Source organism: Ruegeria sp. YKSE079 (assembly GCF_059612845.1).
The window spans coordinates 133,466-159,784 of sequence record NZ_JBXWRJ010000002.1 but is presented as its reverse complement, the minus strand read 5'-3'; the positions used below and the strand labels follow the sequence as shown (position 1 = coordinate 159,784).

General features: G+C 61.0%; 26 protein-coding genes. 18 read left to right on the top strand and 8 right to left on the bottom strand.

Annotated elements, in window-relative coordinates:
- Positions 1-651 carry a GntR family transcriptional regulator gene (locus tag AC2FMY_RS02380; protein ID WP_480748241.1) on the top strand — a complete coding sequence of 217 codons (651 nt, stop codon included), beginning with the start codon at positions 1-3 and terminating at the stop codon, positions 649-651.
- Positions 652-654: 3 nt separating this feature from the next.
- Here AC2FMY_RS02380 and AC2FMY_RS02375 read toward each other — a convergent pair whose 3' ends face one another.
- Both AC2FMY_RS02375 and carA read right to left on the bottom strand, forming a co-directional pair.
- The gene (locus AC2FMY_RS02375) at positions 655-2,541 is read right to left on the bottom strand and encodes a glycosyltransferase (RefSeq protein ID WP_496806928.1); all 1,887 of its coding nucleotides are present in this window, start codon (positions 2,539-2,541) and stop codon (positions 655-657) included.
- Between the two features lie 81 nt (positions 2,542-2,622).
- Positions 2,623-3,789 (bottom strand): glutamine-hydrolyzing carbamoyl-phosphate synthase small subunit, encoded by a 1,167-nt coding sequence (gene carA / locus AC2FMY_RS02370; RefSeq protein ID WP_480748243.1) that lies wholly within the window; start codon positions 3,787-3,789, stop codon positions 2,623-2,625.
- Between the two features lie 183 nt (positions 3,790-3,972).
- Between carA and AC2FMY_RS02365 the strand changes: the two genes are divergently transcribed.
- Positions 3,973-4,455 carry a GatB/YqeY domain-containing protein gene (locus AC2FMY_RS02365; RefSeq protein WP_496744671.1) on the top strand — a complete coding sequence of 161 codons (483 nt, stop codon included), beginning with the start codon at positions 3,973-3,975 and terminating at the stop codon, positions 4,453-4,455.
- 24 nt (positions 4,456-4,479) lie between these two features.
- Here the strand turns inward: AC2FMY_RS02365 and AC2FMY_RS02360 are convergent, their stop codons facing one another.
- Positions 4,480-4,968 carry a DUF2244 domain-containing protein gene (locus AC2FMY_RS02360; RefSeq protein WP_480748245.1) on the bottom strand — a complete coding sequence of 163 codons (489 nt, stop codon included), beginning with the start codon at positions 4,966-4,968 and terminating at the stop codon, positions 4,480-4,482.
- Between the two features lie 56 nt (positions 4,969-5,024).
- Positions 5,025-5,624 (bottom strand): 2-hydroxychromene-2-carboxylate isomerase, encoded by a 600-nt coding sequence (locus tag AC2FMY_RS02355; RefSeq protein WP_496744669.1) that lies wholly within the window; start codon positions 5,622-5,624, stop codon positions 5,025-5,027.
- 475 nt (positions 5,625-6,099) lie between these two features.
- Here AC2FMY_RS02355 and AC2FMY_RS02350 point away from each other — a divergent pair, with 475 nt between their 5' ends.
- The gene (locus AC2FMY_RS02350) at positions 6,100-6,516 is read left to right on the top strand and encodes a universal stress protein (RefSeq protein ID WP_480748247.1); all 417 of its coding nucleotides are present in this window, start codon (positions 6,100-6,102) and stop codon (positions 6,514-6,516) included.
- Between the two features lie 46 nt (positions 6,517-6,562).
- Positions 6,563-8,218: a BCCT family transporter gene (locus AC2FMY_RS02345; protein ID WP_480748248.1), complete on the top strand. Its 1,656-nt coding sequence runs from the start codon at positions 6,563-6,565 to the stop codon at positions 8,216-8,218.
- A gap of 154 nt (positions 8,219-8,372) precedes the next feature.
- On the opposite strand, the gene AC2FMY_RS02340 is transcribed toward AC2FMY_RS02345, so the two are convergent.
- Positions 8,373-9,296 carry a LysR substrate-binding domain-containing protein gene (locus AC2FMY_RS02340; protein ID WP_496744667.1) on the bottom strand — a complete coding sequence of 308 codons (924 nt, stop codon included), beginning with the start codon at positions 9,294-9,296 and terminating at the stop codon, positions 8,373-8,375.
- Positions 9,297-9,409: 113 nt separating this feature from the next.
- On the opposite strand from AC2FMY_RS02340, the gene AC2FMY_RS02335 reads away from it, so the two are divergent.
- Positions 9,410-10,345 carry a DMT family transporter gene (locus AC2FMY_RS02335; protein WP_496744665.1) on the top strand — a complete coding sequence of 312 codons (936 nt, stop codon included), beginning with the start codon at positions 9,410-9,412 and terminating at the stop codon, positions 10,343-10,345.
- A 677-nt stretch (positions 10,346-11,022) separates the two neighbouring features.
- On the opposite strand, the gene AC2FMY_RS02330 is transcribed toward AC2FMY_RS02335, so the two are convergent.
- Entirely contained in the window at positions 11,023-11,664 is a 642-nt protein-coding gene (locus AC2FMY_RS02330) for a TetR/AcrR family transcriptional regulator (RefSeq protein WP_496806927.1), read from the bottom strand.
- Positions 11,665-11,822: 158 nt separating this feature from the next.
- Between AC2FMY_RS02330 and AC2FMY_RS02325 the strand changes: the two genes are divergently transcribed.
- From AC2FMY_RS02325 to AC2FMY_RS02295, 7 genes are all read left to right on the top strand, one after another.
- Complete coding sequence (locus AC2FMY_RS02325; RefSeq protein ID WP_496744662.1) at positions 11,823-13,235, top strand: aminotransferase; 1,413 nt, start codon at positions 11,823-11,825, stop codon at positions 13,233-13,235.
- 52 nt (positions 13,236-13,287) lie between these two features.
- Complete coding sequence (locus AC2FMY_RS02320) at positions 13,288-14,379, top strand: polyamine ABC transporter substrate-binding protein (RefSeq protein ID WP_496744660.1); 1,092 nt, start codon at positions 13,288-13,290, stop codon at positions 14,377-14,379.
- 124 nt (positions 14,380-14,503) lie between these two features.
- Positions 14,504-15,670 carry an ABC transporter ATP-binding protein gene (locus tag AC2FMY_RS02315; protein ID WP_496806926.1) on the top strand — a complete coding sequence of 389 codons (1,167 nt, stop codon included), beginning with the start codon at positions 14,504-14,506 and terminating at the stop codon, positions 15,668-15,670.
- 10 nt (positions 15,671-15,680) lie between these two features.
- Entirely contained in the window at positions 15,681-16,577 is an 897-nt protein-coding gene (locus tag AC2FMY_RS02310; RefSeq protein ID WP_480748255.1) for an ABC transporter permease subunit, read from the top strand.
- Positions 16,574-17,395, top strand: coding sequence for an ABC transporter permease (locus AC2FMY_RS02305; protein ID WP_496744656.1), 822 nt, complete (start codon positions 16,574-16,576; stop codon positions 17,393-17,395). Before AC2FMY_RS02310 ends, AC2FMY_RS02305 begins: the two co-directional genes overlap by 4 nt.
- Before the next feature lie 41 nt (positions 17,396-17,436).
- Positions 17,437-18,852: an aldehyde dehydrogenase family protein gene (locus AC2FMY_RS02300; RefSeq protein ID WP_480748257.1), complete on the top strand. Its 1,416-nt coding sequence runs from the start codon at positions 17,437-17,439 to the stop codon at positions 18,850-18,852.
- Between the two features lie 27 nt (positions 18,853-18,879).
- A complete protein-coding gene (locus AC2FMY_RS02295; RefSeq protein WP_496747246.1) occupies positions 18,880-20,232 on the top strand; it encodes an NAD(P)/FAD-dependent oxidoreductase in 1,353 nt (450 codons plus the stop codon).
- A 581-nt stretch (positions 20,233-20,813) separates the two neighbouring features.
- Here the strand turns inward: AC2FMY_RS02295 and AC2FMY_RS02290 are convergent.
- Positions 20,814-21,272, bottom strand: a complete 459-nt coding sequence (locus AC2FMY_RS02290) for a transposase (protein WP_496747248.1) — start codon at positions 21,270-21,272, stop codon at positions 20,814-20,816.
- A 62-nt stretch (positions 21,273-21,334) separates the two neighbouring features.
- On the opposite strand from AC2FMY_RS02290, the gene AC2FMY_RS02285 reads away from it, so the two are divergent.
- A complete protein-coding gene (locus AC2FMY_RS02285; RefSeq protein ID WP_496806925.1) occupies positions 21,335-21,805 on the top strand; it encodes a transposase in 471 nt (156 codons plus the stop codon).
- Positions 21,806-21,983: 178 nt separating this feature from the next.
- On the opposite strand, the gene AC2FMY_RS02280 is transcribed toward AC2FMY_RS02285, so the two are convergent.
- A complete protein-coding gene (locus AC2FMY_RS02280) occupies positions 21,984-22,601 on the bottom strand; it encodes a helix-turn-helix domain-containing protein (protein ID WP_480748260.1) in 618 nt (205 codons plus the stop codon).
- 102 nt (positions 22,602-22,703) lie between these two features.
- On the opposite strand from AC2FMY_RS02280, the gene AC2FMY_RS02275 reads away from it, so the two are divergent.
- From AC2FMY_RS02275 to AC2FMY_RS02255, 5 genes are read left to right on the top strand one after another with little or no spacing between them, the layout of a single operon-like run.
- A complete protein-coding gene (locus AC2FMY_RS02275; RefSeq protein ID WP_496747252.1) occupies positions 22,704-23,894 on the top strand; it encodes an LLM class flavin-dependent oxidoreductase in 1,191 nt (396 codons plus the stop codon).
- The gene (locus tag AC2FMY_RS02270; protein ID WP_496747255.1) at positions 23,887-24,564 is read left to right on the top strand and encodes a glutathione S-transferase family protein; all 678 of its coding nucleotides are present in this window, start codon (positions 23,887-23,889) and stop codon (positions 24,562-24,564) included. The genes AC2FMY_RS02275 and AC2FMY_RS02270 overlap by 8 nt, the downstream gene beginning before the upstream one ends.
- A complete protein-coding gene (locus AC2FMY_RS02265) occupies positions 24,564-25,046 on the top strand; it encodes a flavin reductase family protein (RefSeq protein ID WP_480748263.1) in 483 nt (160 codons plus the stop codon). Before AC2FMY_RS02270 ends, AC2FMY_RS02265 begins: the two co-directional genes overlap by 1 nt.
- Complete coding sequence (locus AC2FMY_RS02260) at positions 25,043-25,939, top strand: alpha/beta hydrolase (RefSeq protein ID WP_496806924.1); 897 nt, start codon at positions 25,043-25,045, stop codon at positions 25,937-25,939. The genes AC2FMY_RS02265 and AC2FMY_RS02260 overlap by 4 nt, the downstream gene beginning before the upstream one ends.
- Positions 25,936-26,310 (top strand): nuclear transport factor 2 family protein, encoded by a 375-nt coding sequence (locus AC2FMY_RS02255; protein ID WP_480748265.1) that lies wholly within the window; start codon positions 25,936-25,938, stop codon positions 26,308-26,310. The genes AC2FMY_RS02260 and AC2FMY_RS02255 overlap by 4 nt, the downstream gene beginning before the upstream one ends.
- Positions 26,311-26,319 lie beyond the last annotated feature (9 nt).

The window sequence follows — 26,319 nt, the reverse complement described above, 5'->3', positions numbered from 1 at the left end:
ATGAGCCAGAGCCGCCAGTCCAACACCGACGCCTACAGCCTGATCCTCGAAGCGATCGACGTAGGCATCTACAAACCCGGTGACCGTCTGGTCGAAAGCGAACTGGCCGACCGGTTCGGTGTGTCACGCACGCCCATTCGCGAAGCCCTGCAACGGCTGGAAACCCAATCACTGCTGGAACGCGACGGGCGCTCGCTGATCGTGGCCTCGCTGGATCACAATCAGATGGCCGAGCTTTACGTGGTGCGCCGCGAGCTCGAGGGGCTGGCCGCGCGCCTTGCCGCCAAGCATGCCACCGACGAAGAGATCCGGGTGCTGCGCGACATGGTTCAGGAGGATGACGCGCTGGTCAACGACCCTTCGGCGCTGTCACGGGCGAACCGGAGGTTTCACGAACAGATCCACCTGGCCTCGCACAATCGCTATCTGGTGCAGCAGCTGGACCTGGTGCATCGCACCATGGCGTTGATGGCCACCACGTCGCTGGCCGCGCAAGGGCGCGGCGAGGTGGCGCAAAGCGAACACAAGGGCATTGTCGAGGCGATTGCCGCGCGCGACGAGGATGCGGCGCAGCTGGCGCTCAAGGAACATATCTCCATCGCCTTCATGACCCGGCTCAAGCAGGACGCCGACAAGCGCGAGCGTCAATAGGTCTCAACCGGGCACGCATTCCTCTCCGGCTTGTCCGTGCTGGGTCTTGTCCCAGAAATAGGGCTTGATCGCCAGTTCCCACAGCGCCTTGTATGCGGCGATCACGCCGAACGGGAAATACAACACCATCGTCGGTACCCACGGCATCAGGAACCGTCGGCGCTCGGATGACACGGCGGTCAGTCCGACAATCAGGTTGACGGCTTCGGCAAAGATGAAGAACCCGATCATGGCGGTGATGATGCCTGCGGGAAACACCCCGGCCAGCGGATGCGGCAGCCCGAACAGCATCAGCCAGAACGACCACAGAACCGGCGCCAGCAGGAACTGACCCACCGTGCCCAGAAAAAACGCCTGAACCCCCAGAAACCGTTTCAACCCGAGCTCGCCCAACAGCTTGCGCGGCGCGCGCATGTGCACAAGATAGGTCACCATGAACCCTTTCAGCCAGCGCGAACGTTGGCGAACCCAAGGCCAGAGGCGGAAATTGGCCTCTTCATAGGTCACCGTGTCGAACACTTCGGTCCGGTATCCGGCGCGGCACAGCCGGACGCCCAGATCGGCATCCTCGGTCACGTTATGCGCGTCCCAGCCGCCCAGCGCCTCCAGTGCCTTGCGGCGAAAAAACAGCGTGGTGCCGCCCAGTGGGATCACCAGCCCAAATCGAGCCATGCCAGGCAGGACAACCCGGAACCAGCTGCAATACTCGATGGTGAAACAACGCGACCGCCAATTGGTGCGCGGATTATAGTAATCCAGTATCCCCTGCAGGCACACCACATCCTCGGGCGCCTGCGCAAAGCGGGCGACCACATGCTCGATCTGGTCCGCGACCGGCGCGTCCTCGGCATCCCAGACCCCCACGATATCGCCTCGGCAGAAATCCAGCGCATAGTTCATCGCGCGCGGCTTGGTGGTCAGGCCGTGGCTGTCGGGCACCTCGATCACCCGCATCCACGGCGGCAGCTGTGCCTGTGCCAGTGTGTCCCGGGTGATCCGGTCCTTTTCCTCCAGCACCAGAATGACATCCAGCAGGGCCTTGGGATAGGTCAGTCGGTTCAGGCGCGGGATCAGGTCGCCGACGATTTCACGCTCCTTGTACAGCGGCACCAGAACCGACACGCGCGGCAGCCGGGATTCGGGGCCGGGCCTGTGGCCTGTAGACTCCGGCGCGTTCACCAGCGCATGCCCGGCCAATTGCCCCAGAATACCTACCACGCGCAGCGCGGTGAACAGGGCCAGCGTCACAACCGCCGCCACTGTCAAGGCGGCGAATGCGGGCAGCGGCGACGCCACCATGACGGCGACCAGCAAAAGCGCGACCAGGACAGATGGCAATCTCGAAACGGCATCCCAGTTGCGGCAGCTTTGCGCAGGTTCGACGCGCGTTTCCGCCGCCTTGGCCAGACTGTCCGCGAACTGGCGCGCAATGGCGCGGTCGATCTCATCTCTCCAGGCCAGAACCGGGATCGCCGTCACACCCGCCGCCGCCAGCCGGGCGCGTGGCGCGTCAAACAGGTCCGGGCGCGCCGTCGCGACCAGTACCAGCGGACCCAGCCGCATCCACGGAACCAGATTGTATTCCAGCCAGAACTCGGTGGGCATCAGCGCACAAAGCGCAGCAGTGGGGGCGGGCGCATCCAGCGCTGCGACCTGCAGACCATATTGCGTTGACAGCGCCGCCAGAACATCGCGCGTTTCCGCAAAACCCTCGGCAATCAGGATTTCCCCGATGGGGGCGTCCAGCCGTTCCTGAAGCGTCAGGGCATGAACAAGCTGGCTTTCGGTGATTGCGCCGCTTTCGACCAGATACCGGCCCAGCGGCTGCCTTGCCCGCGTCCCGGCGACGGGAAGCGCCTCCGACAATCTTTGCAGGTTCTGTTCACTCATTCCTCAACCCCGATGCAGGCGTCAGGCATCAGGGTTGAAGGAACAAGGTTAATGCGCGGTTAAGCTTGTTTTCGCTCGCGCTTATTCTGCGGTCTTGCGGGCAGTCATGGCGGTGGCGAAGCGCTCGAACAGGTAAAAACTGTCCTGCGGACCGGGCGAGGCTTCGGGGTGGTACTGCACCGAATAAACAGGCCGCTCCGCCATGCGGATACCGCAGTTCGAACCGTCGAACAGCGACCGATGGGTTTCGACCACGCCCTCGGGCAGGGTCTGCGCATCCACCGCAAAGCCGTGGTTCATCGAGGTGATCTCGACCTTGCCGGTTTCCAGATCCTTGACCGGATGGTTGGCGCCATGATGGCCGTGGTTCATCTTTATGGTCTGGCCGCCCAGCGCCAGCGCCAGCATCTGATGGCCCAGACAGATGCCGAACACCGGCAGATCGGTGGTGTCCAGGATCTGCTTGATCATCGGCACCGCGTATTCGCCGGTCGCTGCCGGGTCGCCGGGGCCGTTCGACAGGAACACGCCGTCTGGATCATGCGCCAGAACCTCCGCCGCGGTGGCGGTGGCGGGCAGAACGGTGACGTCGCACCCGGCCGAGGCCAGACAGCGCAGGATATTGCGCTTTGCACCGTAATCCAGCGCCACGACCTTGTGCTTGGGCGCTTCCTGACGGGAATAGCCATCGGGCCAGGCCCAGCGCATCTCGTCCCAGCGATAGCTTTGGGCGCAGGTGACCTTCCTGGCCAGGTCCATGCCTTCCAGCCCGGCAAAACCGCGCGCGGCAGCGATCAGCGCCGAGATATCGAACTGACCGTCGGGATCATGCGCCAGCGCCACATGCGGCGCGCCCTGCTGGCGGATCGCGCGGGTCAGGCGGCGGGTGTCGACGCCACCGATGGCGATCCGGCCCCGGCGCTCCAGCCATGTCTTGAGCTCTTCTGCCGCGCGCCAGTTCGACGCCTCGGTCGGGTCCCATTTCACCACCATCCCTTCGGCCACCGGATCGCCGGTCTCGTCATCCTCGGAGTTCACGCCGACATTGCCGATATGCGGAAAGGTAAAGGTCACGATCTGCCCGGCATAAGACGGGTCGGTCATGATCTCCTGATAACCGGTCATCGCGGTGTTGAAGCACAGCTCGGCCACGGTCTGGCCTGTCGCTCCGAACCCGTGCCCGTAAAACAGCGTTCCATCGGCCAGTGCCAGACATGCGGTGGGCTTGGACGTGGCGTTCTGGGCCATGGCGCGACTCTCCTGCTGGGTAAATCGGCGCATACCTAAGGGTGTTGCGTCGTCGGGTCAAGTCCGTTCAATTTTTGCGGTATTCATAGATTTCAATGGCTTAGCTGTATTCACCCCCTGTTGTCTCATTCATTCTGTTTCTATATGGTCAGAGTTCCGGATCCATGGGGATGGGCAGAACATATGGATATGCGATCAAGGGTGAACACGGCCCTTAAGCAGGCAATGAAGGACAAGGCGACCGACCGATTGTCGACGCTTCGTCTGATCAACGCGGCAATCAAGGACAGGGATATCGCCACGCGCGGCTCGGTCAATGACGAGGCGCAGGGATGTGGTGACGCGGACGTGCTTGAAATCCTTGGGAAAATGACCAAGCAGCGCAAGGAAAGCGCGCGCGCCTATGAAGAGGGCGGGCGACTGGATCTGGCCGAGCGCGAGCGCCAGGAAATCGAGGTGATCGAGGAATTCCTGCCCAAGCAGCTGGACGATGACGAGGTGACACAGGCCATCAATGCCGCGATCACCGCCACCGGCGCGGGTTCGATCCGCGACATGGGCAAGGTCATGGGCGAGCTCAAGGCGCGCTATACCGGCCAGATGGATTTCGGCAAGGTCGGCCCCATGGTCAAGGACCAGCTCTGCGCCTCGAACGGCGATTGCTGACGACCGGCTTGTTCCGGGGCAGGCTCAGCCCCGGTCGCTGCTCAGTTTCACCAGCAGATCGTCGTACAGCGCGACGCGTTCGTCCTCGGACAGAAACGCGCCGATTTCCACCTCGCGCCCGCCGCCTTTCAGGGTTACATAGTTCGGCACCGGTCCGCCGTGCCGGTGCATCTCGGGGCGCGCCCAATAGCGGTTGCAATGCCATTCCTGCGCCCGCCCGCGCGGATTGTGCCGCACCAGCCGGGCCAGGCTGGGCGTCAGGGTCAGCACTTCCAGCATGCGCCGCTGCCGATAGTTCACTTCCAGCGCCAGCCACAGCCCCAGCACCACCAACAGCGTGAACGGCAGCAATCCCCACAACAGAACCGACCCCAGAACCGCCAGCAAAGGGATCAGCCCCATCGCAAAGATGCTCAGGACGATCGCGATCGCACCGCGCGGCGGCAGTGAATTATGCGGCCACAGATGCAGCTCCTGCACCGATTCCGAGTTCTGTTTCCAGCGATAAGGCATACATAAGAAATAGCATTTCAAGCCCGCCAGTCGAGAGCATTCCAGCGCGCCGGGGATCAGGTCACGTGACCCACCCGCGCCCAGGAAAACGCGTCGTCCAGACGGTCGTCGCCCCAGAACAGCTCACCCCGCACAACAAAGCTTGGCGCGCCGAACACGCCCTGCGAAACGGCTGTCTCGGTTTCCCGGTCCAGCGCCGCGACCGCCTCCGGCGCGCGCGCTCGCGCCAGAACCGGCATCGGGTCCTGATCGCAACGGTACAGCGCCTCAGACAGCGCGGCCTCGCTTCCCGCCTCCACGCCGTCCTCGAACCAGATGCGATAGAGGTTTTCGGTGAACCGCTCGCCCCAGCCCTCGGACATGCCCAAAAGCGCGACCTGATTGGCCAGCGCCAGATCCGAGATCGGGTAGGGGGCGGGCAGGTGCGCATGCAGGCCGTACTTGGCGGTCCTGCGCTCGATATCGCGCCACATATAGGCCGATTTGGCCGGTTTACCCGCAAAAGGCACGTTCTGCTGATCGGTCATGACCTTGCGCACATTGAACGGACGCCATCGAACCGTGGCATCGTGTTCCCGGCACCACTCCGGCAGGCGGGTCACCGTCAGAAATGTGTATGTACTTCCAATGGAATACCAAAAATCAATCTCGGGCATGAGCAAACCTCCTGAACGAAGCATGCGGCCAAGGGCAGAATACCCGATTTTCGCCTCTCTGGCTATTTCATGTGCGCCTGCCAAAACCCTGCGCACAGCGAAACCCCGTAGGACGGCATCGCGGTTTTCTGCCGTCACGACCAGCCTGCGCAGGACTGATAGCGACAGAGAGCAAACAAAGGGTTTACACAATCAGCCGGCGACCCGGATGTAAGCCTGATCCCGGCGCGACTGGAAAACGCGAATATATTGTCGCGATATCAACCGGGTATCCGGCGTATTGGCACGCACAAACAGCCCGTCCATGTCTGCCTTGAACCCGGCTCGGGGGGCCGGTTTTTGTCAGACCCGCCCAAGTTGTTCTATGCTTGGGGAATCGGTGGGCCACAAAACCGCCGAATTTGGCAGATGACGCGCGGGCGCCGTTTTCAAAAGCCAAGGTCTCACCCGACCCGCGCAGAAGGGAGAGGAAGACTTGTTCAAGCGAATTATGGCGCCGGTGGATCTGGCGCATATCGAGGGGTTGGCGCCCGCACTGGATTGCGCCGCTGATCTCGCCAAACATTACAACGTGCCCATTTCTTATGTCGGCGTGACGTCCTCGGCGCCAAGCTCTGTTGCGCATAATCCCGCAGAGTTCGGGCAAAAGCTGACAGCCTTTGCGCAAGGCCAGGCCGACAGGCACGGCATCGCCGTCGCCGCGCACCCGGTTGTTTCGCATGATCCTGCCATCGACGTGGATGACGCACTGATCCGGGCCATCGACGACACGGGGTCCGACCTTGTCGTCATGGCCAGCCACGTGCCGAACGTCATCGACTATATCTGGCCGTCGAACGGCGGAAAGCTGGCCGAGCACGCAAAATGCTCCGTGATGGTCATACGCGCTTGAGCGGCATGACCCGGTCACGAAACGAAAGGAACATGGGAGGTCGCACATGACCGACGAAAGCGCCAATCAAGGGATTCCCGCACCCGAAGGGTCATCCCACATCATCGAGACCGATTATGAAATCGGTCAGGACAACATTGAAACGACAATCGGGCCGATCGGGCTCGACATTCACAACCCGGTATTCCTGATTTCGGGCCTGTCCATCGTGGCCTTCGTGGCCTACGCATTGGTGGCACCGACCCAGGCAGGCGACTTTTTCGGCTGGCTGCGGCCAGCGCTGACCTCGACCTTCGATTGGTTTTTCCTGTGGTCGGCCAATATCTTCGTGCTGTTCTGCCTGATGCTGATCGTGACGCCTTATGGCTCGGTCCGCCTTGGCGGCAAGGACGCAACACCGGATTATGGCTATCCGGGCTGGTTCGCGATGCTCTTTGCCGCCGGCATGGGGATCGGCCTGATGTTCTTCGGAGTGCTGGAGCCGGTCTATTATTTCGGCACTCCCTGGGGTGACGAACCGCTTGGGGTCGTGCGCCCCTTCGACGAAAATGGCGTCCTGATCCCGGAAAATGTCGAGGCCGCGCGGCGCATGGCGCTTGCGGCGACCTCCTATCACTGGGCGCTGCACCCCTGGGCGATCTACGCGGTGGTTGCACTTGCGCTGGCGCTGTTCACCTATAACAAGGGCCTGCCGCTGACGATCCGGTCGGCCTTCTATCCGATCTTCGGAGAACGCGTCTGGGGCTGGGTGGGGCATATCATCGACACGCTTGCGGTGTTTGCCACGCTCTTTGGTCTCGCCACATCCCTCGGCTTCGGCGCGCAACAGGCCAATGCCGGGCTCGAATACGTGTTCGGTTTCCCCAACAGCGTGACGGTTCAGGTGATCCTGATCATCGTGATCACGCTCGTCGCCCTTGGCTCGGTGCTTCGCGGCCTCGACGGCGGCGTCAAGGTGCTCTCCGAGATCAACATGGTCATCGCGCTTCTGCTGTTGCTGTTCGTGCTGTTCGCCGCCGGAGTGGGGTCGATCGTGTCCGAGTTCGGCAAGGGCGTCGTGGCCTATTTTCAGGAGGTCATCCCGCTGTCGAACCCGCACGGGCGCGAAGACACCGGATACCTGCAGGGCTGGACAGCCTTCTACTGGGCATGGTGGATTTCGTGGTCGCCGTTTGTCGGCATGTTCATCGCCCGCGTCAGCCGTGGCCGCACGGTACGCGAATTCGTGATCTGCGTGCTGCTGATCCCGTCCTTTGTCTGCATGTTCTGGATGGCGGTATTCGGCGGCGCGGCCATCGAACAGGTCATCGCCGACCCGGCCGGCAGCGCCGTCAAGGCCCAGGTGATCGACAGCTATAACCCGCCGTTGTCACTGTTCGCGATGCTGGGAAGCCTGCCGATGGCGGGGATCACCTCGGTCATTGGCATCGTGCTGGTCATCGTGTTCTTTGTCACCTCGTCCGATTCCGGCTCGCTGGTGATCGACACGATCACCGCTGGCGGCAAGATCGACGCCCCGATCCCCCAACGGGTGTTCTGGTGCACGTTCGAGGGCCTGGTTGCCATCGCGCTGCTGATCGGCGGCGGTCTGGGGGCCTTGCAGGCCATGGTCATCTCGACCGGTCTGCCCTTCACCGTGATCCTGCTTCTGATCTGCTGGGCAATCTTCAAGGGGCTGGTGCAAGAGCGACAGTCGCTCTGACGCTGGCACCGCACGCGACAAATTAAGGAAGGTCGCCCGCAAAGGCCGGCCTTTCAGCGCGGGCAGAACCGCGACCGTGTTCCGGAGATGACCAGCCTGACAAAGCAGAGCCCGGATATTGTGGACATGCACGAGGCGCATATTTGATCGGTTGCTACGGTGCGCTCAAAAGTGATGCCGCCACTTCCGCCATCAGCCATTCACGCAAGGCAGAGAGCCCTGGATCATCCTCTTCGCCTTGCCGATGCACAAGGTCGTAACCTCTCCCGGCCGGCAAGCTGATTTGTGGGAACAGTTCCACCAGCCGGCCGGCAGAGACGTCCTCGGCAACCAGCACGCTCCGCCCAAGTGCGACCCCCTCGCCACGCAGCGCCGCCTCAATGGTGAGGCTGCCGTGACTCAATGTCGGTCCCCGACCACGAGCGCCCTCGACCCCGGCGGCGGCAAACCAACGTTCCCAATTTGGCAGACTGCTATCGTCGTGCAGAACGCGGCTCTCGTTCAGCAACGTGCAACCGAGCAGATCCGCCGGGATCGAAAGCCCGCCCATGCGCGCCCGATAGTCGGGGCTGCAGACCGGGCTCATGGTCTCGTCGAGAATCCTCTCTGTCGCGGCGCCCGGATAGTTTCCGGTGCCATAGCGCAGCGCGGCATCCACACGGCCGTCGGACAGATCGATATTCACGTCGCTGACTTCAAGCCGGATATCAACATCCGGCAGCCGCGCCATCAGCCGGTGCAGGCGCGGGGCGAACCACTTGCTGGCAAAAGAGACACTCGTGCTAATCGTCAGCCGCGGGGCGTCGTCCCGTGTGCGCAAGCGTTCTGCTTCGCGGATAAGGTCCGCCAGCGCCCGGCTGACCACCTGATGGAACGCCGCTCCTTCCTCGGTCAAAGCGATGCGCCGCGTCATGCGCCGGAACAGCGCGACGTTCAGATCGTCTTCCAACGACTGGATCTGTCGGCTGATCGCGCCGGGAGTAAGGTTCAACTCCTGCGCCGCCAGCGCCATGCTCAACAGACGACCTGCGGCTTCAAAGGCACGCAGGGTCTGCAAGGGTGGGGGTCGGACGGGCATGGCGGTCTCATGATTGCATTTCCTTCAATCATAGACGTCAAACAATTCGTTTGTCAGCATCAGCCTTCGCATTCAATAAGTGATCTGAGAGCAATCTTTTTCAAGAAACTAACATGACGATCACAACCCCGGAAACGCCCGCACTGCCGCTTGCGTCCCTCGTCGACCGTCTTTCGCCCCTCAGCGTCGGGGGGATGTTGCTTCTGGCGGTGCTCTGGGGCCTGTCGATCCCGATCACCAAGCTGGGCCTCGACACCATGCCGCCAATAGCGTTCACCGCATTGCGCTTCGCCTTCGCCGTACCATTCCTGTTTCTCTTCGCCATCGGGCGGCACAGGATTCCGCTCACCGCCCTGCCGAAAGTCGCGGCGCTCGGGTTCGTCGGGATCGGGATCGGCAACCTGTCGCAATCCTTCGGCGTCTACGGAACCTCTGCTTCGGTCAGCACCATCGTTTCTGCTACCATCCCGGTCTTTGTCGTTATCCTCGCGGCACTGCGGCTTGGCCAGCCGGTCAACATGGTGCAGCAGTTCGGGCTGGTAGCAGCCTTCGCGGGTGTCGCACTGGTGGCGTTCGGTCAAAATGACGGTGTGGGTGCTGCGGCGCAAACGACCATGACAGGCGTGGCGCTCGTTCTGCTGTCGGCAGTGGTCATAGCCCTGTACTATGTCTGGAGCGTCGAATTGGCGGCGCGCCACGGCACCGTCACGGTCGTGATCTGGAGCACGCTGGCCGGGTTCCTCGCCCTCCTGCCATTCACGGCGTGGGAAGTTGCGACCACCCCCTTCAACGTGACAGCTGTCTCCATCGCCGCGGCAATCTATCTTGGCCTGCTCGTGTCGGCTGTCGGCCTGTTTCTCTGGCTATGGCTCCTGCGCACCGTTCCGGCCCGTGTGGCGGCCAGTGTGCAATTCCTGCAACCGGTATTCGGCGTCGGCGCCTCGGCAGTAATGTTTGGCGACCGTATGGGCCCCTTGTTCATGACCGGGGTCATATTGGTTCTGTCGGGGGTCGGGCTGTCAATCGTCACCGGGCGAAGGACGCGCTAGGGTCATAGCCTCGGGTCGACCCTTTGACCCTTCATTGGGGATTTGGGTCCTGGGCTGCCAACCGCCAAATTGCACTACCAGGCCACACCCAGCAAAGAAAAACCCCGCCGGAGAACCGGCGGGATTTTCTGTCTGTTTCACCTGAAAGGGATCAGTGCGCGTGGCCCTTGTCCCGGTCTGCCTGCTTGGGCAGGATCTCGAACGTGCATTCGGGAAGGGCGGCTCCGCGGACAGACCTGCCGGTCGGTCTTCACACTCAAGAGGCTGGTATATGCGGTTTGCGACCGTGTCGCACATCGACTGAGTCGGCGGCTGAGGATTTGCTGCGGGTGGGAACAAGACCATGAGATTGGCTCGAAACCGGCCCTTCAAGCAGGAAGTAACCGACTGAAAGACTCAGATGACGGCAGGGAGCCCAAATTACCGAATGCTGCGCGAGATAGGAAAGGATAGGAAGCGCGAAAAGCCGCTATTGGCCGAAGTGGCTTCGGCCAAACTGGGCATCCAACGCCCAAGGGGGTTTCGGCGGTGCGACTTCGCCAAAGCGGACATTTTGAAGTTTTGGATGATGGAGTTTTGGCGTTAAGATAGGCGTTTGGGTATCCATATTGCAGCTCATAATCTCGCTTGTACTGCCCCCCTTTTGCAAAAAAAGGCGGCCCGCCCGCGCTTTCTGTTCAGAAGTATCCGGGAAAGAATGCGCGGGCGGTGGTCCGGCAGATTTCTACCGCATTTTCCCTGCTGAACTCGTCGGGGTGGGCGTGAAAGTCGGTCCATAACCCTTCCAGTAGCGACATGATGGCCATGGCGACCTTCTCGGGATCGCCTTGGGTGCCGCATACTTCGCACAGAACCTTGCAGCAACTGCGCACATGGTCGTGCAGGTCAGTTCCGCGGGTGTCGGTATAGCCGGTTCCAGGCGCTTGCAAATCAGGTTCGGCGCGAAAGGCAAAGGTCAGCCGGGCACTGCGTCTGTTCAAAACCGCTTCGGAAAAGTCCGTCGCAAACAGCGCCTGCAGACGGGCTGCTGCATCTTCCGGCGTACTGACCTCTTGCGATGTTTGGCTGGTAAAACTCTGCCAAGCGTCATTGTACTCCTGAGTCATATGAATGGCGAGCGCGCGAATCAGGTTGTCCTTGGACTGGAAGTGCAGGTTGATCATGCCGCGCGACAGGCCTGATTCTTCCTGGATACGGCTGATTGTGGTGCCGCTGACCCCATACTTCAGGATTACGTTAGCGGTTGCATCAAGCAGCACCTCCCGGTGCAGGTCCTTGTCGACCTTCCGCTTTTTCTTTGTTTCTTCTGCATTTGCCATCTGCCTGCCCCTCTTTCGCTGCCGGCTGGCCCGCCGCCGTTCCGGCACTTTGCACGGAATTGCATCAAATTTCCATCGACAATGAACGATCATTCACTTATGCCCTTACTGTATGAACGTTCATTCAAAGTGTGTAGCTATTCCGGACAGAGAGCAAGATGACCAAACTTGGAAACGACTTCGAAAACTTCAAAACCTGGGACAAGGAGAATTACTTCCATCCATGGGAAGGGCTGGAAGTCCAGGGTCCCGGAAAAGCCGACAGGACGTTCAGCGAGTATGCCGAAGGCATCTATGTCTATGACGAGCACGGCAACAAGGTGATCGACGGGCCGGGCGGCATGTGGTGCATGCAGCTGGGCTACGGCAACACCGAGATCGCTGATGCGATGGCGGCGCAGGCCCGCAAGATGGCCTATTGCTCCCCCTTCTCCGAGGCCACGTCGGTAAGCGCCGAGTTTGCCCACGCAATTGCCGAACGGGCGCCGGGCGATCTCAACCGGGTCTATTTCACCACCGGCGGCTCCACCGCGGTGGATACCGCCATCCGCTTTGTCCACTTCCGCAACAACCTGCTGGGCAAACCGCTAAAGAAGCGGATCATCACCCGGGCGCATGCCTATCACGGCGGCACCTATCTGACAGCCTCGCTCAGCGGCAAGCCGAGCGAGCGCCAGTGGTTCGACACCGACCAGATCATTCCCCATTTCCTGCCAGACGTGAACGCCTTCCGCCGCCCTGCGGGCATGAGCATCGAAGCCTTCCTGGATGAAAAGGTGGCGGATCTGGAAAACGCCATTCTGGAGCTCGGCGCGGACAATGTCGCCGCCTTCATTGCCGAGCCGCTGCTGGGCTCCGGCGGCGTGATCGTGCCGCCCGCGGGTTACCATGGCCGCTGTCTGGAACTCTGCCGCAAATATGACGTGCTCTATATCTCCGACGAGGTCGTCACCGGCTTTGGCCGCCTGGGCCACTGGTTCGCATCGGAGGACCTGTTCGGCATCACCCCCGATATCATCACCTGCGCCAAGGGGTTGACCTCTGGCTATGCGCCGATGGGGGCCGCGATCTTCTCCGACCGGCTGTTCAAGGACATCGAGGGCGATGTGTCCAAGGACGTCTATTTCACCAGCGGCTACACCTATTCCGGCCACCCGGTCTGTGCCGCCGCGGGCCTCAAGAACATCGAGATCTTCGAGCGCGACGGCATCCTGGAACACGTCCGCAAGGTGACCCCGCATTTCCAGAAACGCCTGCAGCAGCTGCTGGAGCTGCCGCTGATCGTGGATGTGCGCGGCATGGGGCTGGTAGGCTGCATCGAATGCACCCTGACTCGCAACGGCAAACCCAGCCCCGAAATCGACGCCACCATCGGTTCAGTGATTGATGCCCGCTGCCAGGAACTGGGCCTGATGGTCCGCCCCTATGGCAACATGGCGATCTTCTCGCCGCCGCTGGTGATCACCGAGGCGCAGATCGACGACATGTTCGACATTCTTACCGAAGGCGTTGAACGCGCGACCCGGGAGCTGCTGGGCCAAGGCCTGGAGCTGGAGACAATGCGGGCCTGAGGCCCGCGCCCCCCAAAAAGAAACGGACAGAACCCCAACACAGGAGGGAACCATGAAGACCAAGCTGACAATCAGCCTGCTGGCCGCAACGGCTGCAATCTGGGGTGCCGCCGCGGCGGCAGAGGGCGAACTGGTGATCTATAACTGGAGCGACTACCTGGATCCGGCGATCATCGAAGCCTTTGAAGCGGAAACCGGCATCGATGTCACCTATGACACCTATGATTCCAACGCCATGCTGGAGACCAAAGTACTGGCGGGCAGCTCCGGCTACGACATCATCGTTCCTTCCTCCACCGGCACCGCGCGGCTGATCTCGGCCGGCGTGCTGCAGAAGATCGACAAGTCCAAGATCCCCAACCTGCAGCACGTCTGGCCCAAGATCGCCGGGCTGATCGAGACCTTCGACCCCGGCAACGAATACCTGGTGCCCTACAACTGGTGGACCTTCGGCATCGCCTATAACACCGGCAAGCTGGAGGAGCGGCTGGGCGCCGGCTTTCCCAAGTCCTGGGACCTGCTGTTCGATCCGGAGATTTCCAGCAAGCTGGCCGATTGCAGCGTGATGATCGCAGACTCGCCCACCGACGTGATCGGCGCCGCGCTTATCGACATGGGCGAAGACCCGAATACCAGCGACAAGGACCGGATCACCGCCGCTGGGGAGCATATCGGTGCGATCCGCGGCAATATCGCCCAGATTTCCACCGACGGCATGATCGGCGCCCTGTCCGACGGCGACGCCTGCCTCGGGTTGACCTGGAGCGGCGATGCCTATTGGGCGGCAGACGGCGCCAAAGAAGCCGGCAATGGCGTCACCCTGGAATACATCATCCCGGAGGAAGGCACGCTGCTGGACTTTGACGGCCTTGCCATCCTGGCCGATGCCAAGAACGTGGATGAGGCCCATGCCTTCCTGAACTACCTGATGCAGCCTGCGGTCTCGGCGCAGAACGCCAACTTCATCCGCTACGGCAGCGCCAACCTCACCGCTCAGGCTGAGATCGACCCTGAGCTGATCAGCAACCCCGCCGTCTATCCGACTGAGGCGACGATGGAGATGCTGACAACTCCGGTGCTGCAGGACCGCAAGACCGAGCGTCTCTACACGCGCACCTGGTCAAAGGTCCGCACAGGCCAGTAAGCCCCGGCGCGGCTTCCAAGCCGCGCCATTCCAGCCCTGCTGCGGCCTGGGCCGCGCATCAATTGCCCTGCCGCAGCAAACACTCACATCGCGGCAGGGACTTGCAACAGGGGAACTTGCACCAATGAATTCCCATCATCCGGCCAGTGCCGCCGCCGCGCGGGTCGAACCCACCAGTCCGCAGGCACCCACCCGCCCGCCGCTGATCCGCTTCGAGAATGTAACCAAGACCTTTGGCAGCTTCACCGCAATCTCGGATCTGAACCTGGACATTCATGAGCGCGAGTTCTTCTCTCTCCTCGGTCCTTCCGGATGCGGCAAGACCACGATGATGCGGCTGCTGGCCGGGTTTGAGGAAGTGACCTCAGGCCGCATCCTTTTGGACGGGCAGGACCTGACCGGCATTCCTGCGAACCGTCGCCCGATCAACATGATGTTCCAGTCCTACGCGCTGTTTCCGCATATGTCGGTGGCGAAGAACATCGGGTTCGGCCTGAAACAGGAGCGCTGGAAGAAACGCGACATCCAGGACCGGGTCGACGAGATGCTGGCACTCGTACAGCTCGAAGGCTATGCCGACCGCAGACCGCATCAGCTGTCCGGCGGCCAAATGCAGCGGGTGGCGCTGGCGCGCTCGCTGGCCAAGAAACCCAAGGTGCTGCTGCTGGACGAGCCGCTGGGCGCGCTCGACAAAAAGCTGCGCGAGGAAACCCAGTTCCAGCTGATGGACGTGCAGGACCGGCTGGGTCTCACCTTTATCATCGTCACCCACGATCAGGACGAGGCGATGACCGTATCCTCGCGTATCGCAGTGATGAAGGCGGGTAAGTTGTTGCAAACCGATACCCCCACACGGATTTACGAGCATCCGGTGTCCAGCTATGTTGCTGATTTCATTGGCAACGTGAACCTGATTGATATCGAATTGGCGGGCATGGAGGGCGAACTGGCGCTGGCCCGCTGGGATGGCGGCACCCGGCTGGCGATCCGCCCGCAGCCCGAGGATGTGCTGATCCCCGGCACCCGCAAGACGCTGGTGCTGCGCCCGGAGAAGATTCACGTTACCAAGGACCAGCCTGAGCAAGCCTTCAATGTGAACATGGTTGAGGGCACGGTGGAAGAGATCTCCTATATCGGCAGCGCCTCTACCTTCCTGGTGCGGCTGGACGGAGGGATGCTGATCCGCGCGCAGGAGGCCAACCGGCTGCTGACCTCGCGCCGCGGCATCGACTGGAACGACCGGGTCTGGCTCAGCTGGCGCGCAGGCGCCTGCGTGTTGGTGGATGAATGAGGGGCCGGCCATGAACACCCCCCGCAAGCTCCTGATCCTGACGCCCTATCTGTGGCTGGGCCTGTTCTTCCTGGTGCCCTTCCTGATTGTCATCAAGATTGCTTTGTCGGACTCGGTCACCGCCAGCCCGCCCTATGCCCCGACGTTCAGCCTCGATGAGGGGCTTGCCGGCCTGCGCGCGTCCTTCGCGGCGCTGGACTTCGAGAATTTCGTCTGGCTGGCCGAGGATGGCATCTATCTCAAGGCCTATCTCAACAGCGTGAAGGTCGCCGCCATCGCAACGCTGCTCACCCTTACAATCGGCTATCCGGTGGCCTATGCCATGGCCAAGGCGCCGCAGGACTGGCGCAAGACGTTGCTGCTGCTGGTCATCTTGCCGTTCTGGACCAGCTTCCTGATCCGCATCTATGCCTGGATCGGCATCCTGAAGAACGAGGGCTTCCTGAATCTTGCGCTGATGAAGCTTGGCATCATCAGCCAGCCGTTGGCGATCATGCACACCGAAATCGCGGTCTATATCGGCATTGTCTATTCCTACCTGCCGTTCATGATCCTGCCGCTTTACGCCTCGCTGGAACGGATCGACGGACGGCTGCTGGAGGCAGCCGAGGATCTGGGCTGCGGCGCCTTTGCGGCCTTCCGCCAGATCACCTTGCCGCTGTCGCTGCCTGGGGTGGTTGCCGGTTGCTTCCTGGTCTTCATCCCGGCGATTGGCGAATTCGTGATCCCCGACCTTCTGGGCGGCTCCGGCACGCTGATGATCGGCAAGACCCTGTGGCTCGAGTTTTTCTCCAACCGCGACTGGGGCGTTGCGGCGGCGGTGGCCATTGTGCTGCTGACCATCCTGATCGTGCCCATCGTGCTGTTCCAGCGCCACCAGCAGAAACATCAGGAGGACCTGGGATGATCCGCCGTTTCAACATGTTCAACCTGACCTCTCTGACCTTCGGCCTGGCCTTCCTGTACCTGCCGCTCCTGCTGGTGGTGATCTATTCCTTCAACGACTCCCGCCTGGTCACTGTCTGGGGCGGCTTCAGCACCAGATGGTACGGCATCGTTCTGAACAACGACGCCTATCTGGAGGCCGCCTGGATCACCCTGCGCATCGCCTTTGTGTCGGCCACGCTGGCCACGGTGCTGGGTACGCTGAGCGCGGTTGTCATGGTGCGTGCGGGATCTTTTCCGGGCCGCACGCTGTTTTCGGGCATGATCTTTGCGCCGCTGGTGATGCCGGAGGTGGTGACCGGCCTGTCACTCCTCTTGCTGTTCGTCGCCGTCGGCCTCGACCGCGGCTTCTGGACCATCACCATCGCCCATGCGACCTTTGCCATGTGCTATGCCTCGGTGGTGGTCTCGTCCCGGCTGGCCAGCTTCGACCGGTCGCTGGAGGATGCGGCGCTGGACCTCGGCTGCACCCCGATCTCGGCCTTCCGCCAGGTGACTCTGCCGGTGATCGCGCCTGCGGTGATCTCGGCCTGGCTGCTTTCGTTCACCCTGTCGCTTGACGACCTGGTGATTGCCACCTTCACCTCCGGCCCCGGCTCCACCACCCTGCCGATGAAGCTCTATTCCTCCGTACGGCTGGGGGTCTCGCCGGAGATCAACGCGCTCTCCTCCATGCTGATCGGCATCGTCACCCTGGGTGTCATCACCGCCTCGCTGGTCAACCGCCGGCAGGAACGCCGCCAGCAGCAGGAACACCGCGCGGCAACCGCCGCCGAGTGACTCGCACTCAAACAAAATTGGATACGGCAATGCAGTACAACATGTCCCAGTTCTATATCGGCGGCAGCTGGACCGCCCCCGCCGGCAGTGGCGCGGTTGACGTGATCAACCCCGCCACCGAACAGTCCCTTGGCCAACTCGCGCTTGGCAGCGAAGATGACGTTGATGCCGCCGTGGCCGCAGCCAAGGCTGCGCTGCCCGGCTTTGCCGCCACCAGCCGCGAGGACCGCATTGCGCTCCTCGAACGGGTGCTGGAGGTCTACACCGCCCGCGTTGATGAATTCGCAGAAGCCATCTCGTTGGAGATGGGCGCCCCGATCACCATGTCGCGCGAGATGCAGGCGCAGGTCGGCATTGACCACCTGGAGGCCATCATCGCCGATCTGAAGACGCTCGATTTCGAGGAAACCCTGCCCAACGGCGACACGCTGGTGCGGATGCCGGCTGGCGTCTGCGGGCTGATCACGCCCTGGAACTGGCCAATCAACCAGATCGTGCTGAAAGTGGGGCCTGCACTGGCCGCAGGCTGCACCATGGTGCTGAAACCCTCCGAACTGACACCGCTGTCGGCGATTCTCTATGCCGAGGTGCTGCACGACGCCGGCGTGCCCGCGGGCGTCTTCAACCTGGTCCACGGCGAAGGCCCGGTGGTGGGCGCCGCGCTGTCACGCCACCCGGATATCGCCATGATGTCCTTCACCGGCTCCACCCGTGGCGGTGTCGCGGTGACACGGGATGCGGCGGAAACCGTCAAGAAGGTGGCGTTGGAGCTGGGCGGAAAATCCCCCAATCTGGTGTTTGCCGACTGCGATCTGGAAACCGCCATAGCCGAAGGGGTGGAGGCCTGTTTCATCAACACAGGCCAAAGTTGCGACGCCGCCACCCGGATGCTGGTGGAGCGCAGCGTCTATGGTCGCGCGGTGGAGTTGGCGCAGGCCAAGGCGGCAACGATGTCCGTGGGCACCCCGACGGAGCCGGGCGATCACATGGGTCCACTGTCCAGCGCGCAGCAATACGCCCGCGTGCAGGAGATGATCGAGGCAGGCGTCGCCGAAGGCGCGCGGTTAGTGGCCGGCGGCCCCGGCAAGCCGGAAGGCTTCGAGACCGGTTACTACGCCCAACCCACGGTTTTGGCTGACGTGAACAACACAATGCGCATTGCGCAGGAAGAGATTTTTGGTCCGGTGCTGGTGATGATCCCCTTCGACAGCGAGGAAGAAGCCATCGCCATCGCCAATGACACACCCTACGGCCTGTCGGCCTATGTGCAGACCGGTGACAGCGCCCGCGCAGGCCGCGTTGCCCGTGCCCTGCAGTCCGGCATGGTGAACGTGAACGGCGCTTTCCTTGGCGCAGGCTCCCCCTTCGGCGGGGTCAAAATGTCGGGGATCGGGCGCGAGGGCGGCCGCGAAGGCATCCTCGAATTCCTCGAAACCAAGGTGATCGCCGCTCCTTGACTGGGGCCGCAAGAACGGACCAGCGCCATGAAGAACCTCCGCCGCATCTACGACGCCCACGCCTACGACACCGAAGTCCCGGTCGACAGCTACTGGGAGGCCACGCTGCCCGCCGCCCCTGCCTGTCCCGCGCTGGACGGCGACCGGCGCGTGGGTGTCGCGATAATTGGTGCCGGCTACACAGGCCTCAGCGCGGCACTGCATCTGGCCCGCGACCATAGCGACGCGCCGCTGGTGATCGACGCAGCCCAGCCCGGCTGGGGCGCCTCGGGGCGCAATGCCGGCTTCTGCGGCTTCGGCGGTGCCATGCTGTGCAACAGCGCCATCATCCGCCGCTTCGGCGAGGGCGGCCTGCGCGCCTTTTACAGCGCCCAGAAGGAGGCGGTTGCGCTGGTCCGCGATCTCACCTCGTCCAGCGGCATTGAGGCGGAGGCGCAGGAGGACGGTGAATACTGCCTGGCCCACAGCCCCCGCGCGGCGCGCGCCCTGCCGGAAATGGCCGCGGGCCTCAGCCGCTATGCCGGGGTGGACTGCCCGGTTCTGTCTGCCGAAGAGATGCGCCAGGAAGGCCTTCACGGCGATGGGTTCTACGGCGGGTTTTTGCTGCCCCATGGTTTCGGCCTGAATCCGGGTAAATACGTGGGCGGACTAGCCCGCCTGGCGAAGCAGGCCGGCACCGTGATCCACGGTGACACCCCGGCGCTCTCGGTACGGGAGGAGCCCGACGGCACTTACATTATTGAAACGCCATCAGGCCGGGTCCAGGCCGACAAGCTGATCATCGCCAGCAACGGCTACAGCAGCGACAACCTGCCGGACTGGCTGCGCGGGCGCTACCTGCCGGTGGTTTCGCACATCATGGTGACGCGCCCCCTCACCGAAGCCGAGAAACAGGCACAGGGCTGGACCACCCGGCGTATCGCCTATGACACTCGCAACCTGCTGCACTACTTCCGCCTGCTGCCGGACAACCGGGTGCTATTCGGGATGCGCGGCACCAGCAACATCACCCCCGGCTCCACGCTGCAGATGAAGCGCCAGATTCGCCGGGATTTTGAGGCGATGTTCCCGGCCCTGGCCACAGCGGAAACCGAATACCACTGGAGCGGCCTGGTTTGCCTGACCCGCGGCCTGACACCTTATGTCGGTCAGATCGGAGACTGGCAGCGCGCCTGGACCGGTTTCGGCTATCACGGCGGTGGCGTGGCCATGGCGACCTATACCGGTCGGCTGCTTGCGGGGTTTGCGGCCGGCAAACCCTGCAGTTCCCCCTTGCCGCAGCTAATGCAGGCAGAACCTGCAACCTTCCCCCTCCCGGGGTTCCGCCGCCTTATCCTGCCCCTAGCGTACACCTGCTACGGCGTCATGGATCTTCATTAGGGATTCTCATTTCCGTCGACCGACAATGCTCCCCATCCCTTGATGGGAATGATCCAAGTGAGACCTGCTCTCAATTCATTTTTCGCTTCAAAAATTGTTAAGCCTGTCGAACACTGGCTTCAGGAGCAATGGTGCGGATAGCTGCATGAGTTCTTGCCTGCACAGAGCATCGCAACCAGTGCTAACTACGAATGTCCACTCCGGCAGTCGTCCACCATTGCATTTGCAACTAGAGTGAACGACCGCCGCCCTCCCTTTCAACGGATCGCCGTAGGCAATATGGGCAGTTTGCTGCCTTTGAAGCAGCTCGCAGCGAATTTTCACTTTGTCCTGTGTGGATGGCTCCTGCAAAGCGAGACATTTTTGAGGTGATTTGCATTTTGTCAGAAGCGGTCTTGTCTTCGGCCTTTGGACGCGGTGCACGTGACCGCTGGCCCTGATGGTTTACGCGATCCAAGTCCCCATCCTCGCAAACGGACATGGATTGTCCTGGACAAAGCCCGGGGTATCTTGGGATTGCGGCTGACTCATTTGCCATCACTTCATTGGTCTTGCTGTCTCAGTTTCTGTTCCTTTCGATGTCAGACTGTCCTGATCCTGTAGGGTTCGTTGCGCGTGAGCACCGCCCAGATTATCCGCGCCGTTTTGTTTGCCATCGCCACAGCTGCAAGCTTGGCAGGTTTTCGTTCCAGAAGGTCTGCGAACCAGGGATCAAATCGCTCCGGCGCGCTCTTGATCTGTTTCATACGGGAAGTCATGCCAACGACCATCAGGTGGCGAATGTAGCGGTCGCCCATCTTTGATATGCGGCCCAACCGCTCTTTGGCTCCGGTCGAACGGTTGATCGGCGTCGGGCCCAACCATGCCGAGAAGTCCCTGCCACACCTGAACTGTGCCGCGCTGCCAACCGTCGCGACAATGGCCGACGCTGTGATTGGCCCAATACCGGGGATCGTCTGAAGAAAAGCGATCCGCGGCTCCGACTTCGCCTCTAGTGTCAGCTTGCGACCGTACCAGAGCACCCGCCCATGCAGGGCCAAGAGTTGTTCACCGAGACGATGATGGTGTCCAGCGCAACTGGCGGAAGATCCAGGGCTTGCCCTTGGACTGTGCATTTCGCGAACCGGACGGCGTGACCAACGCCCTGGGCAAAGACGATGCCGAACTCCGCCAGCAGCCCACGGAGCATGTTGATCGTCTGGGTCCTTTGATGGCACCGTGGGTCATCAAGGGGGCGATGGATGGCGAGGCCTTCACAGCCTACGTCGAGATGGTGCTGGTCTCGGAACTGGAACCCGGAACCGTCGTGATCCTGGACAACCTCGCGACGCACAAGAATGCCGCTGCGGCCAAAGCCATGCGCAAAGCCGGATGTTGGTTCCTGTTTCTGCCGCCCTATAGCCCCGATCTCAACCCGATCGAGATGGCATTCTCGAAACTCAAAGCGCACCTGCGCAGGATCGGCACACGGTTCTTCACGGACATGTTCCACGCTCCCACGGAAATCTGTGAACTCTTCTCACCAGAAGAGTGCTGGAATTACTTCAAGGCTGCCGGGTATGTCTCAGGTTAAAGGTCGGGTGCTTTAGGATGGACCGTCGAGACGTGGACAAAGCCAACAATCGTCTCAATTGGCCAAATGACTGGTTTTGGCCCAAGCAGTTAGGTCGGATCCGTGGATATTTCGATATGCCGTCATTCGTTGCTTTGTAATAAGAGCAGTTTTCGCGATAATGACAGCTGGCCAACAATCACCAAGTAATCCGTATTGGCGACATCGCCCAGACCATTATGGCCTCTACATCTGTTCTGTTGCGAAACCGGTGCGCGATCATTGAGGGATAGGAAAAACTGTCGCCTTCGCGCAAGACGATAATTTCATCGCCAAGGCGCAGTTCGACTTCACCGCTCAGGACAATTGCATGTTGTTCCCCTTCAAAGGAATAGCCTTCCAGTGGTTCAGGGGGGGTGCCAGCACCAGGACGAAATCGGGACAGTATCAGGTAGCATTGGCCGGATAGCGTGCTCGAAAGTAGCTCATCCTCGAACCCCAACTCGTCTGTCGAGCGCGTATACATGGCCGACAGGGCCCGGCGATTCTCGCCTCGGACAACATGTTTGCGCTCTAACGGGCCATTGCCGGTTTGCTTGGGAAAGAACCAATTGGGATCGACCGAAAGCGCAGTACTGATTTCCTGCAATAGCTCGGCCGATACTTTGGCCGACCCCAACTCAATACGGCTGAGGTAGGCCTTGGAACAGGACACCACCTCTGAGAGATCTTTTAACGTAAGCCCTCGAGCCTTGCGCACTTCGCGAATTTCACTGCCAAGCCGTTGGGCTTCGGTCTGAGATAGATCGTTATTCATGCATTCGGGATAAATGATTAATGTTGACTTTTCGAGTGAAAATCAACCTAGTTGAAAAAGTGGGGAATAATCAACTGATTTTCGACCGACTGGGAGGATGCTATGCGCTTTGATTTGATTGCCAATTTTAGCCCTGGCGAGACGATTCCCTGGGCGCGCACGCTGGATATGATCCTCGAACAGTGTTCACTGGCCGAGCAGGCGGGTTTCACAACCGCATGGTTCACCGAGCATCACTTTGCCCATAACGGATATATGAATGCGCCGCCCAACCCGATCCAGATGGGCACCCATGTGGCCGCGCATTGCAAGAAACTGCGGGTGGGCACGGCGCCAATCATCCTGCCGGACTGGCATCCTTTGCGCGTGGCCGAAGATGCCGCGATGCTTGATAACATGACGCAGGGGCGTTTCGATTTCGGCGTTGCCAAGGGTATCAACGAACGCTCGACCATCCAGTTCAACAAGGATGCGGACCGGCGCGAAAATTCCAAGGTCATGCGGCTCTATCAGGAAAGCCTTGAGATTATCCTGAAGGCCTGGACCAACGAGGCGTTCACCCATCACGGCGAGTTCTATCAATTCCCGGTTCCCGGCTGGAAAGAGACCAACCGGTTCTTTGACCCTCTGGACCCGCGTTATCACGGCGAGGATGGTGAATACAAAGCGATGTATGTGCATCCACGCCCCTATTCCAACCCTCATCCGCCGGTCTGGCTGATGTCAAATGCCCCGCCCACGTTCAAACTGGCTGGTGAGCGCGGTTGGGGTGTGATCTCTATGGCGGCGGGCGCCAAGGCGACACTGGCCTGTTGGGAGCCTTACCGCGACGCCCTGTCGCAACGCGAAGCGCGCGAGGTGAAGCTTGGCGAATGTGTCGGTGTCTGCACGGCTTTTTATGTGGGTGAAAGCATGGAAGAGGCTGTGAATACCATTCGTGGCCCGATCAATGCCTATTACGAGTTCCTCGGCGGGTCGCGTCCCAAGGGTGAATGGACCAAAGCCGGTTATCTGGATGTCGGCGAAGAGATGACCCCCGAAGATGAGGACATGGACTGGTTCGATTTCCTCAACAAACGCGGGATCATCGTGGTGGGCGATGCCGAATATGTCGCGGACCGGTTTGCAGAGCGGCAGGAAACCATCGGCCTCGATCACCTTATGCTGATGCAGCAATACACCGGTGTGCCCTACGAGAAAATTCTGGCCAGCTGGCATCGCCTGTTCGAGCGCGTCGTTCCCAAATTCGGCACGCAGTCTATCGCGCAGAAAAGGATGTTGGAACATGCTTGAGATTTGGGGGCGACCCTATTCGTCGAACGTCATCCCGGTCATCTGGACAGCGAATGAGTTTGGGCTGGACTACACCCTGCAACTTGCCGGGGGCAGCTTTGGTAAACTCGATACTGAACTTTACGCACAGATCAATCCCAACCGGATGATTCCGGCGATCCGCGACGGTGATTTTGCGCTATGGGAAAGCCTGGCCATCGTGCGGTATCTCTGTGACCGGTACGGTGCGGGAACGCTAAGCCCTTCCGACATTCAGACCCGTGCAATTGCGGATCAATGGATGGAGTGGTCGGCCAGCCGCGCCTTTGGGCCAGTGATCTACCTGTTCTTCGCAACCGTGCGCACGCAACCCGATCAGCGCGACCCGAAGAAAATAGCCAAACTGCGCGACGAAGCGCATGAGGCGCTGACCATTCTTGATCAGCACCTTGCGGACAAAGCCTATGTCTGCGGCGACAGCTTTACCATGGCGGATATTCCGTTGGGCTGCGTGGCCTATCGTTACTTCAACGTCGAGGTCGACCGCCCGCCCTTGCCCAATGTCGAGGCCTGGTATCAGCGGCTGGCGGAACGTCCCGCCTATCGGGATCACGTCATGCGCCCTTTCGGGACAAACCCTGATGAATGGGCTGCGCTGGAAAAAGCTTGCGCCAGCGAAGGGGTGCTATAGTGGACGTCCGGGACTATCGCCGCGCACTTGGTGCCTTTCCGACGGGGGTGACCATCGTAGCCACCTATGACGCAGACGGGGAACCGTGGGGCCTGACCGCCAATTCATTTACGTCGGTCTCACTGCAGCCGCCGGTGATCTCGGTCTGTGTCGCGAAATCTGGCCGGGTCTTTCCGACGCTGTCGCAATCGGATCATTTCGCGGTCAACATCCTGTCGGCCGAGCAGAAAGACCTTGCGATGCACTTCGCCAGTGATGTCGAAAACCGGTTTACCGACACCGAATGGACTGCTGGAACCGCCACGCCCTTGATCCCCGGTGCCTCGGCGCAATTGGAGTGCACGGTTCACAGCAGGGTCGATGCAGACGATCATGAGATCCTTCTGGGCCGCGTCGTCAACTACGCCCACGCGCCCGTTCCGCCACTTGTCTTTTGCCGCGGCGCGTTCTTCTCCGCGCCGCAACCCGAGGTTTCTTCATGAGCGATCACCTGACATATCACACCCGCTTCAGCCCCGATGAGTTCGACGCGCAATACAATCTGCGGGCCGGGCGACCGGACTATGAAGCCACTGTCATTCCCGCCTGGAACCGCGATAGCGAGGCCGCGCGCGCCGCATCTGATTGCAGCCTCGATATCCGGTATGGGGAAGGCGAAAAACAAAAACTGGATGTCTTCCGCTGTCCGGACGCGACTGCGCCGACGTTGGTGTATGTGCATGGCGGTTATTGGCAGCGCGGCGACAAATCGATCTACAGCTTCATTGCGCCGCCCTTTGTTACGGCGGGGTTCAATGTTGTTGTCGTCGGCTACGATCTTTGCCCATCGGTGACCATCACCCGTATTTCCGAAGAAATCCGCGAAGCGATGGCATATATTTGGCGCAATGCGGGCGATCTTGGCATCAATCCAGACCGGATCACCGTGATGGGCCACTCGGCTGGTGGCCATATCACTCAGATGATGCTGGGGACCAACTGGTCGGCTTTCGGCGACGATCTTCCTGCGGACCTGATCAAATCCGGCATCCCGGTGTCACCGCTCAGTTACCTCGAACCGGTGCGCCTGACTGAGGCGCTCAATTCCGGTATCCGGATGACCCCGGAAGAAGCCGAGGCCGAAAGCCCGATGACCAACCATCCCCCGGTTACAAATGCGCCGCAATTGGTCGTTGTCGGCGGCGCGGAGACGGACGAATTCCACCGTCAAGCGCGCATGTATGTCGAAAAATACGAAACCCCAAACCGTCAGATGAGCCTCTATTTCGTGCCGGACGTCGATCACTTTGATGAACTGAATGTGCTGGTCGACCCGGCAAGCCCCTTCTTCAAACACACTTGCGATATGCTTCAAGGAAAAGGACCGCAATCATGACCGCTGTGACCCGAGCCCTCGTCGACTCTGTCGGCAACGCGTTCAATGCCAACGACATCGACGCTGTGATGAAGCACTTCGCTGAGGATGCAACATTTGATCATGCCGTGGGCCCCGAGGAACACGGCGTGCGCCTTGAGGGCGCCCAGACCATTCGCAGCGCCTTTGCCGCCTTGTTTGACAAGGTCGAGAACGTGCATTGGGAAACGCTCGACTGCACCATTTCCGGAAACAAGGCCTATTGCGAATATCGCCGTACAGCCATGCACAAAGATGGCGCGAAAGAAGAGTTTCTAAGCGTCGATATTTTGACCTACCGAGACGGGCTGATTGTTCATAAAGACACATATTACAAGCAACGAACAAGCTGATCCGACAGC